The organism is Granulosicoccus sp. 3-233 (assembly GCF_052681095.1).
Genome location: NZ_JBQYLE010000001.1, coordinates 113288 through 130507, shown reverse-complemented (window position 1 = coordinate 130507; position 17220 = coordinate 113288). Strand labels below are relative to the sequence as shown.

The 17220-nt window shown below is 61.3% G+C and carries 16 protein-coding genes and 1 other RNA gene; 7 read left to right on the top strand and 10 right to left on the bottom strand.

Annotation, left to right across the window (positions count from 1 at the left end; genetic code table 11):
• Positions 1 to 151 precede the first annotated feature (151 nt).
• Positions 152 to 1927 (top strand): metallophosphoesterase family protein, encoded by a 1776-nt coding sequence (locus tag ACUNV4_RS00595; RefSeq protein ID WP_430876536.1) that lies wholly within the window; start codon positions 152 to 154, stop codon positions 1925 to 1927.
• A gap of 102 nt (positions 1928 to 2029) precedes the next feature.
• On the opposite strand, the gene ACUNV4_RS00590 is transcribed toward ACUNV4_RS00595, so the two are convergent.
• Positions 2030 to 2356 carry a BolA family protein gene (locus ACUNV4_RS00590; RefSeq protein WP_430876535.1) on the bottom strand — a complete coding sequence of 109 codons (327 nt, stop codon included), beginning with the start codon at positions 2354 to 2356 and terminating at the stop codon, positions 2030 to 2032.
• 74 nt (positions 2357 to 2430) lie between these two features.
• Entirely contained in the window at positions 2431 to 4473 is a 2043-nt protein-coding gene (locus ACUNV4_RS00585) for a transglycosylase SLT domain-containing protein (RefSeq protein WP_430876534.1), read from the bottom strand.
• A 107-nt stretch (positions 4474 to 4580) separates the two neighbouring features.
• Between ACUNV4_RS00585 and trhO the strand changes: the two genes are divergently transcribed.
• The gene (gene trhO, locus ACUNV4_RS00580; protein ID WP_430876533.1) at positions 4581 to 5450 is read left to right on the top strand and encodes an oxygen-dependent tRNA uridine(34) hydroxylase TrhO; all 870 of its coding nucleotides are present in this window, start codon (positions 4581 to 4583) and stop codon (positions 5448 to 5450) included.
• A gap of 15 nt (positions 5451 to 5465) precedes the next feature.
• On the opposite strand, the gene ACUNV4_RS00575 is transcribed toward trhO, so the two are convergent.
• A complete protein-coding gene (locus ACUNV4_RS00575; RefSeq protein WP_430876532.1) occupies positions 5466 to 6047 on the bottom strand; it encodes a class I SAM-dependent methyltransferase in 582 nt (193 codons plus the stop codon).
• Positions 6048 to 6142: 95 nt separating this feature from the next.
• Here ACUNV4_RS00575 and adk point away from each other — a divergent pair, with 95 nt between their 5' ends.
• A complete protein-coding gene (gene adk, locus ACUNV4_RS00570; RefSeq protein WP_430876531.1) occupies positions 6143 to 6814 on the top strand; it encodes an adenylate kinase in 672 nt (223 codons plus the stop codon).
• 56 nt (positions 6815 to 6870) lie between these two features.
• Here adk and ACUNV4_RS00565 read toward each other — a convergent pair whose 3' ends face one another.
• The 6 genes from ACUNV4_RS00565 to ACUNV4_RS00540 form a co-directional block, all read right to left on the bottom strand.
• Entirely contained in the window at positions 6871 to 7680 is an 810-nt protein-coding gene (locus ACUNV4_RS00565; RefSeq protein ID WP_430876530.1) for an alpha/beta fold hydrolase, read from the bottom strand.
• Positions 7677 to 9014, bottom strand: a complete 1338-nt coding sequence (locus ACUNV4_RS00560) for an O-acetylhomoserine aminocarboxypropyltransferase (protein WP_430876529.1) — start codon at positions 9012 to 9014, stop codon at positions 7677 to 7679. The genes ACUNV4_RS00565 and ACUNV4_RS00560 overlap by 4 nt, the downstream gene beginning before the upstream one ends.
• A 195-nt stretch (positions 9015 to 9209) precedes the next feature.
• Positions 9210 to 10901: a chloride channel protein gene (locus ACUNV4_RS00555; RefSeq protein ID WP_430876528.1), complete on the bottom strand. Its 1692-nt coding sequence runs from the start codon at positions 10899 to 10901 to the stop codon at positions 9210 to 9212.
• Between the two features lie 56 nt (positions 10902 to 10957).
• Positions 10958 to 12157, bottom strand: coding sequence for an FAD-dependent oxidoreductase (locus tag ACUNV4_RS00550; protein ID WP_430876527.1), 1200 nt, complete (start codon positions 12155 to 12157; stop codon positions 10958 to 10960).
• A complete protein-coding gene (pepP, locus tag ACUNV4_RS00545; RefSeq protein ID WP_430876526.1) occupies positions 12157 to 13503 on the bottom strand; it encodes a Xaa-Pro aminopeptidase in 1347 nt (448 codons plus the stop codon). The genes ACUNV4_RS00550 and pepP overlap by 1 nt, the downstream gene beginning before the upstream one ends.
• Positions 13500 to 14063, bottom strand: coding sequence for a UPF0149 family protein (locus tag ACUNV4_RS00540; RefSeq protein ID WP_430876525.1), 564 nt, complete (start codon positions 14061 to 14063; stop codon positions 13500 to 13502). The genes pepP and ACUNV4_RS00540 overlap by 4 nt, the downstream gene beginning before the upstream one ends.
• Before the next feature lie 76 nt (positions 14064 to 14139).
• On the opposite strand from ACUNV4_RS00540, the gene ACUNV4_RS00535 reads away from it, so the two are divergent.
• The 4 genes from ACUNV4_RS00535 (at position 14140) to ACUNV4_RS00520 (ending at position 15690) form a co-directional block, all read left to right on the top strand.
• Positions 14140 to 14361, top strand: coding sequence for a TIGR02449 family protein (locus ACUNV4_RS00535; protein ID WP_430876524.1), 222 nt, complete (start codon positions 14140 to 14142; stop codon positions 14359 to 14361).
• A complete protein-coding gene (locus ACUNV4_RS00530; RefSeq protein WP_430876523.1) occupies positions 14358 to 14732 on the top strand; it encodes a cell division protein ZapA in 375 nt (124 codons plus the stop codon). Before ACUNV4_RS00535 ends, ACUNV4_RS00530 begins: the two co-directional genes overlap by 4 nt.
• 48 nt (positions 14733 to 14780) lie before the next feature.
• Positions 14781 to 14967, top strand: a non-coding RNA gene (ssrS, locus tag ACUNV4_RS00525) — 6S RNA.
• Positions 14968 to 14970: 3 nt separating this feature from the next.
• On the top strand, positions 14971 to 15690 hold the full coding sequence (locus tag ACUNV4_RS00520; RefSeq protein ID WP_430876522.1) for a 5-formyltetrahydrofolate cyclo-ligase: 720 nt from the start codon (positions 14971 to 14973) through the stop codon (positions 15688 to 15690).
• Here ACUNV4_RS00520 and ilvA read toward each other — a convergent pair.
• Positions 15669 to 17189 (bottom strand): threonine ammonia-lyase, biosynthetic, encoded by a 1521-nt coding sequence (gene ilvA / locus ACUNV4_RS00515; protein ID WP_430876521.1) that lies wholly within the window; start codon positions 17187 to 17189, stop codon positions 15669 to 15671. The genes ACUNV4_RS00520 and ilvA overlap by 22 nt on opposite strands.
• Positions 17190 to 17220: the final 31 nt, after the last annotated feature.

Sequence of the window (17220 nt, the reverse complement as noted above, 5' to 3'; positions counted from 1 at the left end):
GATTGGAGAGACCAGTGGAACGGCACCGGTCCCGGTATCCATACTACCGAAGGAATGCCGTACACTGCGATGTCGTGCAATACCGTCGATGCTGCAACCCTGCCACGATACCGGCATGCCTCCTGTCCGACCTGCCCCGCCCGATATCCCCATGAACAGTTCCGAGCAGATGGCCATTGCTGTCATCGCCGATGCCCACTGTCACGATATGGACAGTGATTACGGTCTCAAGAGCCGCGCGCTGGCGGGACGGTCCGCTACGCTGAGAAGCTGGCACGATTCACGCCGCTCCTCACGGGTCTTCAATGAAAGCAAGTCTGCCCTGATCACGGCGCTGGAAGACATCCGGCAACGCGGAATCCGGCATGTGATCTTGCTGGGCGACTACACCGATGATGGCCAGGCCGAGGCCAACCGACGCTTGCGCAGCCTGCTGCTTGCCTATCGGCAGGAACATGGCATGGCCTTCTACGCCATACCGGGAAATCATGATTGCTACGGCCCCCATGGCAAGCATCAGTCCACCCGCTTCGTCAGAACACCGGCAGAGACGGTACTGGTCAGCAGCGATCCGGCGATCGCAGCCACGGAAGCCGATGCCGTTCTGACACCGGCCATGTATTGTCAGGGCACACCCGAAGCCTTGGAGACCATGGCTGACTTCGCTCTGTTTCCGCGCGATGAGCATCTGCACTGGGAAACGCCGTTCGGCGCCCGTGGCGAGGTGGAAGCGCGGCAGTACACGGCCTGGTCCGCTGATGGCCAGGTGCAACGCCAGCTGATCGACGCCTCCTACCTGATCGAACCCGTCCCCGGCTTGTGGCTGTTGATGATCGATGCCAATGTCTTCGAACCACGCAACGGTCAACGGGACGTCACCCGAAAGAAGGCCTTTCACGACAGCAGCGATGCCGGCTGGAATGCCGTATTGCGCAACCGCCCGCATCTGCTGCCCTGGATCAAGGATGTCTGCCAGCGCGCCGCGGCACAGGACAAGCAGTTGCTGGGATTCTCGCATTATCCCCTGATGGACCCCTTCGACGATCACAGTGACCTGGAAGGGCGCTTGTTCGGGCAGACCGACATGCGCCGACGTCGCCCGTCTGCCGATGTTGCCAGCGCACTGCTCGACGCGGGGCTGCAGTTGCATTTCGGCGGGCATCTGCATGTCAATGGCCATCGCAGCCTGCAGCGTGAAGATCGGCATCTGACTGATGTGGCGGTGCCCTCGAGTGCAAGCTTTCCGGCAGCCTATCAGGTCATCCATACCGGTCCGGACTCCCTGCTACTGGAAACCGTGCCGCTGAACGACATGCCGTTGAACCCGGATCTGCTCGATTATTATCGCGCTGAATGCCGGGCCACGGGGATGGCGCCGGACCGGGCCCTGTCGGCAAGCCGTTACGGTGAGTTTCTGCATCAACGGATGAGCTGCCGGGTCGTGGCGCATTATCTGCCGAAGCACTGGCCAACCGAGCTGGCTGAGGCGGTGCAGACCAGCCATGCCGCAGAGCTAGCCACTTTTCTGCTGGCACAGCGACACGCATCCCGACCATTGCATTACGGCACACTGACGACAGTGCAATCGACGGCGGCACAGGAGGCCTTGCAGCGCCTGTGCGAACAGCAAGGACTGGCCCTGACAGAGCTGCAGGACTGCCGGCTTCTTGATCTGATCAGCGACTGGTACTGCCTGCGTCAGGCGGGCTACCAGGCTTGCAGTTTCTTCCGGATCGAGCATCTGCAAATCTACCGCTTTCTGATCGACCGGTTTGCCGACCTCGGCGCTGCGGGTCGCACGACACAGGCTGACTTCCTGCAGGTGTTTCTTGGTGGTCTGGGGCAGTTTCTGGCGCGTTCGATTCCCGGTCAGCCGACAACCATCACACTGGACTACCGGCAACCGCGCCAGCGATTTTCCCTGTGAATAACCGCTGCGCGGTATTCAGGTAGCCGGATTCACTGCGCGAAATCGACTGCGTGAGATTTGCTGCGTGAGATTCAGCGTAATTGACGATTGACGATCAGGCTACTGCTCGTTCTCCCTTGCCTTGCCACCCAGGCAGGGCGGTGAGTCCGGCACCTGTCCACCTCTGGCATCCCATTCCTCCGGCGTATGCGTATGCATGCTCAGCGCATGAATGCCGTTCTGCAGCTGTTCGGCCAGCAACTTGTTGACCATCCGGTGCCTGGCCACCAGATTGCGCCCGTCGAACTCCCGGCTGACGATCACCAGCTTGAAATGACTTTCCGAGCCCGGTGGTACATTGTGCATATGGCTTTCGTTCAGAATATCGAGCCTGACGGGGGCGAGGGCCTCCACCAGGATGTCGTTGATCTTGTCAGCCGTGCTCATGGTCTGAATTCCCCTCGGAAAGCTCGCCATCATAGCTGCAATGACAGATCATGGGGGCAACCATGCCCGGGACCTCAGACACCCGAGGCCGCCGGAACCGGCAGCAGCTTGCTGCTCAGACGCTGGGGTCTGCCATTGAGCTGGTGTTCATAGATGGCCGCATAGGCCAGCACCGCCCGCACATAACGTCGGGTTTCGGTAAACGGAATCGTGTCTATCCAGATATCCGCATCCATGCTGCCCTCCTGCAGCCATTGGCCTACCCGGCTCGGTCCCGCGTTGTAGCTGGCGGTTGCCAGTACCTGATGATCATTGAACCGATCCATGACATGGCGCAGATAGAAGGTACCGAACTCGATGTTGGTGCCCGACTCGGTCAGATCGCCTCGCCAGTTCTTCTTGCCCTGCAAACCTGCCACGTAACGCGCCGTTCGCGGCATCAGCTGCATCAGTCCGATCGCACCGGCACTGGAGCGCACATCCCGGATATAGGCGCTTTCGCGTCGCATCACCCCGAAGATCCAGGCAGGGTCTATTGCATTGTCCATCGATGCCCTGGCCACTTCACTGCGATACAGCAACGGAAACCGCAGCGATATGGCTCGCCGATGATTGCTGAGACCGGCTGCGTAGATGGCTCGGTCATGCAGTCCCCACCGGCTGCCCAGCACGGCAGCTGCTGCCAGCTCGGACTCGCTGCGACCACGCACCCAGTTGTTCCATTCGCGACGACTCTCCGATGTCAGCCCTACATGATGGAATTCTCGTGCACGGACCAGAGCCGACTCATCAGCCAGTTGACGAAGCAGATCTGCGTCAGGCACGATCGGCTCATCACGGATTGAATAGTCCAGCTGCAGGCGATCGGCAGCCAGAAATCCATGATAGGACTGCAAGCCGGCCAGCTCGCTGTAGATTGTCCGGGCGTCCGATTCACGCCCCGTCTGCTCCAGCGCCCTCGCCTGCCAGTAGGCCCAGTGATCCTCTTCCTGTTCCTCGAGCGGCAGTTGTGCAATGCTGTTGATCACCGCCTGCCAGTCTTCCGCCAGCAGAGCCGTGCGAATCCGCCATTCCTGCAATTCCAGGTCGTCGGCGCGTGCGGTGAAGGTTTGCAACCACTGATGCGCTTCAGGCATGCGCCGATAGGCGGCGCGCATGGCCAGTGCCCGACTTGTATCGTAATGGCGATCGGCACTGAACCCGAAGCGCTCGCGAATGCGCAGCCATTGCCCGATGGCCGCTCGGGTATCCTTGCGCGACCAGTCCAGCAACAGATCGGCGATGATGCGCCGATTCAGCTGTGTGTCTCGGTCAAGCTTGCCGCTGAGCAGGAACGACTGGGGTGATTCGGCCGCATCGATCCAGCCTCTGACCAGATTGCGATCCCGACTCCCCAGGTACTGGAGCATGGCTTCGGCATACTCCGGCTTGTTGGATTCCATCGATTGATAGATGCGTTCCCAGATGGCCGGCACCGGCGGCGTATGCCGCGCCTCGATGTCCCTGAGGATCGACTTGCACGGTTCCCGGTGTGTACGCGGCTGGACCCACAGCTCGATGATTCGCTCGTCAAAGCCATCGAGTTGCCCGGTTTCGCGCAGCGCCTTGAGGGTCTCACAGTTCATCGTGCTTGCCAGGCGAGACTTGCCCAGGGCAAGGAAGGTCTTCCACTGCTCGGTGTCTGCAAAACGCTTCTGCAGAACCCGTGTCAGACGACGAGTCAGCGAGCTGTCACCGGTGCGTTGCTCGAAGTCATTGAGCTGATCGATCTCGGTACCACCGGGAACCACCTCGCGCCACTGCCGCTGCAGTTGTTCGTAGTCCAGATAGCTGGCCAGCGGATAATCCGCCAGAGCGACCCGCAGGGCATCGAAACGTGCCTGATTGCCACTGGCCAGGGCGTCCAGTGCGTCGTTGAACTGCAGACGCCGTTGCACCCGGGCTTCGTCATCGCCGGCTGCCTCGGTGTCCGAGCTGGCGCCGGCACCGGATTCGATGACAGGCGCGCTGGAGGATGGCGCCGCATGGACCACGGCTGCCCACGGTGCCGCGGCAACAGACAGCAACAGCGCACTGCGGACCAGCGGCCAGCCTCTTGCGTGTCGTTTGTGTTTCAACATCATCACCCACACCCTGAAACGCTTGTGCCAGTCATTCGCGACAGGCACGGCTGAAGAAAGTTTAGAATCACTCATTGAACCCGAAGCAGTACCCAGGCAAAGCCATGCAAGCGATCGACACACTCAACTCTGGCGACATTTCCGCTTCACCCTCCGGGGAACCCTACATTAACCTGTCAGGCTACCGATTCATACAGCTTGATTACCTACCCGTCCTGCAGGCAGATCTGCATCAGGCACTGGCCGAAACCGGCGTGCTGGGCACCATTCTGCTCGCGGACGAGGGCATCAATGTCGCTCTTGCAGGAACCCGTCCAGAATGTGATGCGGCGCGTGCCGTGCTTGATGCCGATGAACGATTTCGTGACCTGTGGCTCAAGGAAAGCACCTCTGAGCTGAGACCCTTCTCCAAGCTCAAGGTTCGCATCCGGCACGAAATCATTGCCTTCGATGGCGCCGAGGCGCGCACGCGACAGCTGCAACGTCCCGAAGCCCCGGCTCTGCCACCGGAAACCGTGGCGCAATGGCTTGACGAGGAACGTGACTTCACCCTGCTGGACACGCGCAATGTCTACGAAGTCGAATCCGGCACCTTCGAACAGGCGGAACACCTGGACATCGCCCATTTTCGTGACTATCAGCGCGCCGTCACCCAGGCACTGGAAGACGGCAGCCTGGACCCCAGCAAGCCCATCGTGACCTTCTGCACGGGTGGCATACGCTGTGAAAAGGCGGCACCATGGATGATCGAACAGGGTTTCAGCGAGGTCTACCAGATCGAAGGAGGCATTCTCAACTACTTCGAACGCACGGGAGGCAAGCACTGGAACGGTGACTGCTTTGTCTTCGACGATCGTGTGGAGGTGGACAGGCAATTGCAGCCCACCGGTGCCACCTGGTGTACCAGCTGCCAGCTCACCATCCAGCCGGGACAGCACTGTGTCTGCCAGAGCCCCGTGCAGTCAGAAGCCTGAGTCGGCAGACTCCCTTCAGTCTTCCAGTACGGCCATCGAAATGGTGTAGCTCTTGCCCTGCTTCAGCTTCTTGTAGTTGCCGAAGTTCTCCTTGAAGGAGCGCTTGATGAAGTCACGCAAGCCATTGATGGTCACGACCACGATGCGCGCACCGGGCTTCATGTGACGACGTGCATCGTCGAACAGGATCTGGAAGAATTCGTTTCCGACCTTGGCCGGCAGATTGGACACCACCAGACTCAGCTTGAGCTCCTCCGGCACATGACTGAAGCCGTTGCTCAGATAGGCCTGAGCGTTCGACAGACCATTGCGCCTGGCATTCGCCTGGGTGTATTCCACGGCAAGGAAGTCCTTGTCGACCAGGTGCACGGCACCCTGCGGTGATCGCTGGGCAATCGACAGGCCCAGGGGACCGTAGCCACAGCCCATGTCAAGGGTTACATCGTCGTCCAGAACCTCGAGATGATCGAGCAGCAGCAAGCTGCCTTCATCGATGGCTCGTGGGGAAAACAGCCCCCAGGTAGTATGAAAACACAAGGGCTGGCCTGCCAGCTCTGTGTTGATGACGAGATCTTTTCTCAGGTGATCGATAGACATCGCAGCAGTATGGCACCATGGGACCAGTTTTCGTGCATTCCGGCGTGTATTTCGCTACCCTGATGCCTGCTAGCAGAAGCCACGAGGAGCATTGCATGCGGTTGATCTTGTTGGGCGGGCCGGGAGCCGGGAAAGGCACTCAGGCCAGCTATCTCACTGAACGATATGGAATTCCACAGATTTCCACGGGCGACATGCTCCGGGCGGCGGTCAAGGCGCAAACTCCGCTGGGCATCGAAGCCAAGAAGGTCATGGATGCCGGCGATCTGGTGTCCGATGACATCATCATCGGACTGGTCAAGGAACGCATCACGCAATCCGACTGCGAAAAGGGTTTTCTGTTCGACGGCTTTCCGCGAACCCTGGCGCAAGCCGATGCCTTGAAAGAGGCCAACATCGATCTGGACGCCGTGGTCGAGATCGATGTCGATGGCGACGAAATCATCAAGCGCATGGGTGGACGGCGTATTCATGAAGCCTCTGGCAGAAGCTATCACGTCATCTACAACCCGCCGAAGGTCGCCGAACAGGACGATGTCACCGGTGAGCCGCTGATTCAGCGTGAGGATGACAAGGAAGAGACCGTCCGCTACCGACTCAGCGTTTACGAAGAGCAGACGGCACCGCTGAAGAGCTATTACCGCGACTGGGCCGACACCGGTGATGACGCGGCTCCGGCCTATGTGCACATTCCGGGCATTGGCAGCGTGGACGATATCAAGCAGCGCATCTTCGATGCGCTGGATGAGGCGACAGCCCCGGCCTGATCCGGCGCGTCACCCTGGCAGGAATCGAACGGGACCCCTTGAGGGTCCCTTTTTCGTCATGACAGTGCACGCCTGGCGGCCTGCAGCGTCTGCTCCGGCTGTTCGCTCATCACCATGTGACCGCAATCGGCCAGCACGACCAGTTCACCACCCAGTTGCTCCACCAGATTGCGGCTCATCTTCATCGGGGTCATGCGATCCTCGGCACCGGCAATCAATGTCGCCTTGCCCTGACCGAAGGCCGCCGCCGCCGCATCCAGGCCTTGATAGGCGTTGCAGGCAGACAGGTCCGCATGCAGCACACCCGGCGCACAGCCCTCCAGCATCGCCATCGCCGTATTCTGCACACTGATGCCGGCCACGGGATTGTGCCCGAGTTGCGACTTCAGACAATGGCCGTAGATGGTGATCATGTCCACCGCTGTCTGCTCATTCGCTGCTGCCGCATCCAGTAACGGCTGCGCGACCGGCATCGGAAAGCCGGAACCGAACAGCAGCAATTGCTCCACACGCTGCGGCTGCTGCCCAGCGGCCTCGGTCGCGATGAGGGCCCCCATGCTGTGACCTCCCAGTATCACCGGTTCTGCCGGCAGAGCGTGGTTGGCCTGCAACTCGTCCAGCAACTGCCAGATGAAGTCAGCCTGCGATTCGATGCTGGTCAGAGCCTCGCCTCCCGAGGCACCATGGGCGGGAAGATCGGCGCACACCAGATTGAAGCCGTGCCGGGCCAGATAGCGGGCCAGCAGCACCCAGACCGTGCGATTCATGCCCGCACCGTGTTGCAGCAGCAGTGTGCGGCGTCCCGCTTCCCAGGCTACACCGCCCTGACCGACAAAGACATCGGCATCATTCATCCGGATCTTCATGCGGCACCTCCTTCCCGAACAGACGGTGTCACTGTGGCGGCAGCTCGCGCGGCACGGCGCAGCGCCTGCGACAGATCGGCCAGCAGATCATCGATGTTCTCCAGACCGACGGAGAGCCTGACCAGCCCCGGTGATATGCCGGCAGCCTGCAGATCCGCATCGTCCATGCGCGAGTGCGTCGTACTGGCCGGGTGAATGACCAGGGATTTGGCATCACCGACATTGGCCAGGTGCGAAAACAGTTGCAGGGCTTCGATGAAGGCCGAGCCGGCAGCTCGCCCGCCGCTCAGTTCGAAGCTGAAGACCGCTCCGGCACCACGCGGCAACAGCCTCTGCGCCAGCGCATGATCCGGGTGACTGGCCACGGCCGGATGGTGCACCACCGACACGGCCTCGTGCTCCGACAGGAACTGCACGATGGACGAGGTATTGGCCACGTGTCGCTCCATGCGCATCGACAGCGTCTCCAGTCCCTGCAGCAGATGAAAGGCATTGCCGGGCGACAGACTGGCACCGAAGTCGCGCAGCCCTTCCTTGCGGGCCCGCATGATGTAGGCATAGGGGCCGAACTCCTCCACGAAGTTCATCCCATGAAATCCGTCATAGGCTTCGGTGAGCTCCGGGAATCGTCCCGAGGCTTCCCAGTCGAAGCGTCCGCCATCGACCAGCACCCCGCCCACGGCAATGCCGTGGCCACCCATGAACTTGGTCAGCGAGTGCATGACGATATCTGCCCCCAGACGCAATACCTGCATCAGGCAGGGGGTGGTCAGGGTAGCGTCGATCATCAGCGGCAAACCGGCCTCATGGGCAATGGCCGCCACTCGGGGAATATCCAGCACCTCACAGCGAGGGTTGGCCACGGTTTCGGCAAACAGTACCCGCGTCTCCGGACGAATGGCCGCAGCAAAGGCCTCCGGGTCCTGCGGATCGACGAAGGTGGTTTCGATACCGAAACGCGGCAGCGTGTAACTGAGCAGATTGTGAGTACCGCCATAGAGCGAACGTGATGCCACGATATGCCCGCCGGCACCGGTGATGGTGGTCAGTCCCAGATGAATCGCCGCCATGCCACTGGCGGTACAGACCGCCCCGACACCGCCTTCGAGCGCGGCGACCCGCTCTTCCAGCACCGCCACGGTCGGATTGGAAATCCGCGAATACACGTGACCGGCACGCGCCACATCGAACAGGGACGAGGCCTTGTCACTGTCATCGAAGACAAACGAGGTGCTCTGGTAGATGGGCGTTGCCCGCGCACCGGTTTCGCGGTCCGGCTGCTGCCCGGCGTGCAGCGCCAGGGTGTCAAAGCCAGGAAACTTGGGTCCACTCATGTGTCAATCCCGAAAAATTGCTGTGTCGTGAATGATGACATGTCGAGGCCTCCTGTCGGGCATTTCTGCGGCAGGCGTCGTGCGAGCCCCGCCGCCGACTCACTGCCGACTCACTGCCGACTCACTGCCGACCGGCCGCATGTCCGATCGGTCCCGCCTGCACCGCGCCATCGTCCATGACGCAGCGGCGATCGTTCAGGTGATCCCGAATTCCTCGGCGCGCGCACGCTTGATGACATCGTAGTGTTCCGCCAGCAGGTCGCTCTTGCTGACGATGCCGAGCAGTTCAGGTTGTCTGGGGTTACTGCGATCGATCACCGGCACGAACTCCTGCTCCTGTTCGGCCATGCTCTGTACCGCTGTCACGATATTGGTCATGGCCGTGATCGCATAATCGGCACTCAGCGCACCGTCGATGGCCTTCGAATCGAGCCCCTGCTCGATGGCATGCGAGATCAGCAGCGACAGATTGGTGCTGCCCTTGAAGCAGCCCTCCTCGTCCACGAAGATGGCAATACGCTGGCGTTCCTGCCCCATGCGCGACTCCAGCTCACCGGTGGTGATGTCGATCGGCACGCTCAGAAAGCCGGTACGCACCAGGTCTTCCACCCGGTGTGTCATCAGCAGACTGATATCCCGACCACTGGACAGATTGATATTGCGTCGTGCCAGTTGCCAGCGGAAGAACGAGCCATGTGTGCCGGTCTGCATGACCGTGCTGGCAAAGGCCGCAGCGGTCATGACACCCAGCGTGACACCGTAATCCCGCGTCAGTTCGAACACGATCAGCACCGTGGAGATCGGCGCACCCAGCAATGCCGAGCCCATCGCGGCCATGCCGATGGTGGCATAGACCCCCTGTTCGCTCAACGGCAGTCCGGTAAAACCCAGCAGTACCCAGAACAGCCCGCCGAGCATGCTGCCCATGAACACCGCCGGTCCGAACACCCCACCCGGAAATCCGCTGCTGAAGGCCAGGCACACCACGACGAACTTCGCCAGCAGCAACCACGCGATCACCGGATTGGTCAGGACGCCACTCAGTGCGAGAAAGGTGCCCTCGAAACCGATTCCCAGAATGAGTGGCATCGGCAGGGCAATGACGCCGATGACCACGCCGGCCAGAGCCGGTTGACACCAGCGCGGCAGACCCGACCATTTCCAGCCCTGTTCGATCTGTCCGGTCATGCTCAGCATGGCCTTGGCCAGCAGCGCGCCGAGAATGCCCAGCAGCGCGAACAGCGGCAACTCCCAGGTAGAGATCACGGAATGGGCTGGTACCGGAAACTGGACCTGATGACCGATGAACTGCTCCCGCACCAGCATCGCGGCCATGGCTGCAATCACGATTGGCGCAAACACACGCAGGGTGAAGTAGCCGACGATCACTTCCAGGGCGAAGATGACGGCGGCAATCGGCGTGCTGAAGGACACCGCCACCGCCGCCGCCGCACCACAGCCCAACAAGGCCAGAGACTGCTTGTGCGGCAGACCCAGTCGCTCCGCCAGCCAGGCGCTGATGGAGGCCCCGATGTGTACCGCCGGTCCTTCTCGCCCCAGCGGCGCACCGATACCCAGCGACAGAGCCGCCGCCAGACCCGCACCGACGCCGGAACGCACTGGCATGCGAGCACTGTTCAGCGCACAGGCTTCCATCACATCGGCAATGCCGTGGTAACGACGCCCCGGCAGAAACTGCATCAGAACGCCCAGCACCAGTCCGCCCAGGCCCATGACCAGCAGGACCTGCCAGGCGGGTCGCGCCGCCACGATCTGCGCATAGCGTATCTCGGAGGCATCGCCATAACCGACCCACTGGAAAAACAGGATCAGCTGGATGAGCAGCAGCGTCGCCAGGCCCACCATCGCGCCAGTCAGTGCGGCCACCAGAAAGAACACCAGACGCTGTCTCAGTCCGGCTTCCAGATGAGCGCCGATGCGAATCAGGAGGACAGTCCCATGGTGCGTCCGGCAAAACGACGTCGCAGTGGCGTCAGGGTATCCAGCCCCAGCAATGCTGCCGAGCGCAGATGAGCCGGCAAGGATGCCCTGCCCCGGAAACTGCGTGCCAGCGTATCGGTGAAGCGTACCACCTGCTGTTGATCGGCCTGCCGGGCAGCCACGAAAGCCGAGAGCAGGCGCGCGTCACCGGGATCGGCATCACGCTGTTGTGACAGCAGTTGTACCAGACACTCGACATCGCGCATGGCCAGGTTGAACCCCTGCCCACCCACCGGATGCAACAGACGCATGGCATTGCCCAGCAGCAAGGCGCGCGGCGCGCTCTGCGCTGTCGCCTCGATTCGCAGCAGTGGCAACACCAGCCGCGGCCCGACTGCGGCAAAGCGCCCCAGACGGTAGCCGAAGCGATCCTGCAGACGAGCCAGATACTCGGCGTCATCCAGCGAGCTCATCTCTGCCTGCTGTCCGCTGTCGATACAGTCCACCACATTCATGTAGGGCCCGGTGCGTGGCAACAGCGCCAGCGGCCCACTGTCGGTGAAACGCTCATGCGCCACATCCTCATGACCGTCGACCAGCTGCAGCATGCTCAATACCGCCGCCTGCTGGTAATCGACCTGCCGAGTCGTGATGCCGACGGACTCGCGAACCACCGAACTCACGCCATCGGCGGCGATCAGCAGGCGGGCCGACAGCGTCTCGCCACCGTCGAGTCGGACCTCGACAGACTCCTCCTGCTGACGCACGGCCACGACACGGGCTGCACGGCGATGATCGACCGTCGACTCGGCCATCAGCGGTTGCAGGGAATCGACCAGATGCTGGTTGTTGAGCACATGCCCCAGCGCCTCGACGCCCATCTCCTCAGCCTGCAGTCGGGTGGTGCCGAAGTAGCCTCTGTGCGTGACAACCACCTGCCGGATGGGCGCGGCATCATCAGCCAGGACAGACCAGAGCCCATGCCGGGCGAACCAGCGCTGCGTACCGAGACTCACGGCGGTGCAACGCTGCTGCAGATGCCGCAGGCTGGTATCGGCAGGCACAGGCGAGGCTGCGGCCGGGCCCTGGGCATCCAGCAGGACCACCTGCCAACCCTGCGCCGCCAGCACCTGCGCCAGCGGCAGACCGACCAGGCCGGCTCCGACGATGACGATATCCGCCATGGCGTCGTGTCCGGACATCAGTGCTCGCCGCGCATGAAGGACTCGATGTCCTCGACGCTCTTGACCACATCGGCGGTGATCACCTCATGGCCGTCACGCGTCACCACGATATCGTCTTCGATGCGAATACCGATGTTGCGGTACTCCTTCGGTATGCGTCGATCAGTGCCAAGATACAAGCCTGGCTCCACGGTAAGCACCATCCCCGGTTCCAGCGCACGCCAGTCGCCATTGATCTTGTATTCGCCAACATCATGCACATCGATGCCCAGCCAGTGGCCGGTGCGGTGCATGTAGTATGGCTTGTAGGCCTCCTGCTTGATCAGGCTCGGCAACTTGCCCTTGAGCACACCGATATCACGCAGCCCGCGAGTCAGCACCTTGACCGCGGCTTCATGCGGCTCGTTCCAGTGATTGCCTGGCTGCACCGCCTCGATGGCCGCCAGCTGTGCTTCCAGCACGATGTTGTAGACGGTCTTCTGCGCGTCGCTGAAGCGACCGTTGACCGGGAAGGTGCGAGTGATGTCACCGGCATAGCCGGCCAGCTCGGCACCGGAGTCGATCAGGACCAGTTCCCCGTCCTGCAGGACATCCTGATTTTCCGTGTAATGCAGAATGCAACCGTTCTCCCCACCGCCGACAATCGGCAGAAAGGAATGCTCGGCACCGTGTGAACGGTACTCGGCGATCAGCTCGGCTTCCAGTTCGTACTCATGCATGCCGGGTCGGGCCGAGCGCATCGCGCGGGCATGACCGGCGGCGCTGAGCCTGGCAGCCTGGCGCATCAGCGACAGTTCGGTACGGCTCTTGATGACGCGCATCTCATCGACATGGAAATCCAGTGAGATGAAGGAATCCGGATCGCCACCTTCGCGCCGCCGACTGGAGCGCGCCTTGTTCAGCCAGCCGAGCAGCTGCGCATCGAAGGCCAGATCCTTGCCCAGGGTATGAAACACCGATTGCTTGTTCTCCAGCAGACCGGGCAGGATATCGTCGATATCACCGATGGGAAATGCATCATCGGCCCCCAGCACCTCGGGGGCATCCTCCACCCCCAGACGACGCCCGTTCCAGGTCTCCTTTTCCGGATCGCGCTCGCGGCAGAACATCAGATACTGTCCGGCACGCCGATTGGGAATCAGCACCATGAGGGCCTCCGGCTCGTCAAAGCCACTGAGGTACAGCATGTTGCTGTCGGCGCGATACGGGTACTCGGTATCCCGACTGCGAATACTGGCACGCGCTGCCGGAATCACGGCAATGGAGTTCTCCCCCATGGTGCGCATCAATGCGCGACGTCGGCGCTTGAGTTCTGCGTCCAGGCTCTTGCTGAATCGCTGTGTGCGGCGGCTGCCTTTGCTCATGAGGGTTTCTGCTGGGTGACAGGGGTGATGGGACGAAGCTCTTCGAGCACCAGCAATACACCGACGCGGACGTACTCCAGCAACTCGGTATAGACCGCTTCATCGGCGCTGCCATCGTCCACGTCGACGGCGTCTATTTCCTGAAAATCGGCAATGATCTCGCGACTGTCTTCGGGCAAGGGTTTCTGTCCGCGCTGACCCAGGGCGATACCCACGCCATAGGTGAAGCCGCCACAGAAGTCGGCCAGGGCACGGGTACGCAGCTCGACCGGCACGTCGTCGTCAGGCACGACCGGGGAAAATTCGAGATCACTGTCGTTGAGCGAGCCCAGTGTCTGCGCAAACCATTCGTCCAGGGTCTTCAGTTCGGCGGCCCTGGAGGCAACCGAATCCGGCGACAGGGACGCGGCATCCAGCAGTTCGGTGAACCAGCGCGTCTTGGCCGCAGCGCTGGGCATGGAGCACAGCAGACCGCAACACAGTCCATGTATCTCGGCCAGTGGCAAGGGTAGATCGAGTCGCTCGATGGCGGTCGATAGCGTCTGATTGGAGAGCGTCACGGATAAACGAGGTCATTGCCAGCGGGACAGCACCCAAGTATACAATGCCATCAACCCAACCAGACGAGGCCGTCGCATGAGTCGTCCAGCACTAGAAGAGCAGTTCGAGCTACTCGAGACTCGGCTGCAGGCCCTGATTGCGTTATGCACTCGCTTGCGTCAGGAAAATCAGGTCCTGCACCAGCAGCAGGAGTCCCTGGTCGAGGAAAGGGCTCGACTGATCGACAAGAACGAAACCGCGCGCAACAAGGTGGAACAGATGATCGTGCGCCTGAAATCACTGGAGGTCAGCCAATGAGCAACAAACCGATCGAGCGCAAGCAGGAATCCGGTGGCAATCGGCCGGCACGCTTGCGCATTCTGGACAAGGAAGTGCAGATTTCCTGCAAACCCGGTGAAGAGGATGATCTGCTGCAGGCAGCCGCCTACATCGATCGATCCATGCGGGATCTGCGCAAGCGCAATACCACATCCAGCATCGAGAAGATTGCCATTGTCACGGCCATCAACACCGCCAACGCCCTGCTCAAGTCACGCTCGCTGGAGAGTGCCAGCCCACAATCCGACGACCGGGACAGCGACATTGCCGAGCGATTGTCGGAACTGAACCGCAAACTGGAAGCGCTGCTGGATGAAAATGTCGCAAATTCGACAAACCCTGCAGAGTAACCAGTGTTTCACGTTCAATGACGCGCGATCATGATAGTCTGTGAGTCGTATCTTCTGCGGTGCTCGTTATCTGGTTGGGTATATCCCTTGAGCCTAATTTCTCACCCCGGGGACGATCTGGTCGCTGTTGTTGTGCATGTCCGTTACGGCGGAAAGCCTGATACGGTTCCAGTTGTCCCCACCTGAACCGCCTGGTTCAAGGTAGCACACCAGAAACGGCACTCGTGGTTGATACTTCATGACTTCTTCCGACAGCAATCGAGCGGATAACGGCAAGCTTGCCGTGACAGACTCCCGCCAATCAACGGCCACTGCCGACAACACCGCGCCAGCCAGCCCGGATTCCCGGCCTCGACAGGCCTCGTGCCCCGATCTCCGACAAACGCTGCGTGCACGACGTGACGGTCTGTCGGCCACCACCGTGGCGGAGAATTCCCGACTCATCGCCCGGCAGGTGTTGCCCCTGCTGCACGGTGTCAGGCACATCGCCGGCTATCTGGCCTTCGGCAATGAGGTGAACGTCGAGCCGCTGCTGGCAAGGTGCCGCGCGGCACAGAGCCTGACCTTCGTGCCATTGATCCAGCCCGATCACACCCTGCTGTTCTCGCCGCTGGACGAGAACACGGCCATCGTGCAGAACCGCTACGGCATTCGGGAACCGGAGTACACTGCCGAGGATTGCATCTACCCGTCGACGCTCGATGCCGTGCTGGTGCCCCTGCTCGGATTCGATCCGCAATGCCACCGCATGGGGATGGGTGGTGGGTACTACGATCGCTCGTTTACCCATCGGCGACAGGCCGATGCCACCCGACTGCCGACACAGGGCAGCAGTCCCTTGCTGATCGGCGTGGCCCACCAGCTGCAATGTGTGGACAGCCTCACTCCGGCATGGTGGGATGTCCCACTGGATGTCGTGGTGACGGAAACCCGAATCTACCGCAGAAACAGCGAATAGGCTTCGTTATCGGTTTCCTCGTGACCGGTGAAACCCAGCTTTGCAATGAACTCGTCCAGCTTGGCCTCATCGCCCTCGGGTACCGACATGCCAACCAGCACCCGTCCATAGGCAGCGCCGTGATTGCGATAATGAAACAGGGTGATGTTCCAGCTCTGCCCCATGGCAGACAGGAACCTGAGCAGCGCACCGGGTCGTTCGGGAAAGGCAAAGCGGTACAGTCGTTCCGACGGAACTCTGGCAGGACCTCCGATCATGTGTCGCAGATGCAGCTTGGCGGTATCGTTATGCGACATGTCCAGTACCGGATAGCCCTTGTCGGTCAGGCCCTGCACCAGGGCATCGCGCTCATCGGAACCACCGGGCAATTCCACGCCGGCAAACACATGGGCCGTGCCTGAGTCCGCGTAGCGGTAGTTGAATTCGGTAATGGCGCGCTTGCCCAGGGCCTGACAGAATGCCAGGAAGCTGCCCGGTCGCTCCGGAATGGTTACCGCCAGTAGCGCTTCCCGGCTCTCACCGACTTCGACCCGTTCAGCCACATGACGCAGCCGGTCAAAATTGATATTGGCACCACTGGTCACGGCGATCAGCGTCTGGCCGCTCACCTTGCGCTCCTTCACATAGCGCTTCATGCCGGCCACCGCCAGCGCACCGGCGGGCTCCGTCAAGGTGCGGGTTTCATTGAAGATGTCCTTGATGGCCGCGGACATCTCATCGACGCTGACCAGTATGACTTCATCCAGATACTGGCGGCAGACCTCGAAGCAATGCGCCCCGACCTGCTTGACGGCCACCCCGTCGGCAAACAGTCCGACCTGAGGCAGAACCACCCGCTGATCGGCCTTGAGTGAATCGTGCATGGATGCAGCGTCGATCGGTTCCACCCCGACAATTCTCACCTCGGGTCGCAGGTATTTCAGATAGACACTGATACCGGCAGCCAGGCCACCACCGCCGACAGGTACGAATACCACGTCCATCGGCTCCGGATGCTGCCGGCAGAGCTCCACCCCGACCGTTCCCTGACCGGCGATGGTATCGGGATCGTCGAAGGGATGGATGAACGGGAAGCCACGCTCCTCACCCAGCGCCAGGGCGTGGGCCAGAGCTGTATCAAAGTCATCGCCGTGCAGAATGGCCTCGGCACCGAAGGCGCGCACCGCTTCGACCTTGATACCCGGTGTGGTCTGCGGCATGACGATGACCGCCTGTATGCCGAGCTCACGCGCAGCCAGGGCAACACCCTGCGCATGGTTACCGGCCGAGGCGGCAACGACGCCCGACACCGGATTCTCCTGCAACAGCTTGTAGATGCGATTGAATGCCCCCCGACACTTGAACGAGAAGACCTGCTGCTCATCCTCACGCTTGAGCAATACCGTATTGCTCAAGCGGCGCGACAGCAATGGTGCGGCATGCAGACGGGATTCGATGGACACATCATAGACACGGGCAGAGAGAATGCGTTTGATATACTCGGCTTGTAACTGGCTCATCAATCGCCTGTGCCCGGCTGGTGTCGTATGG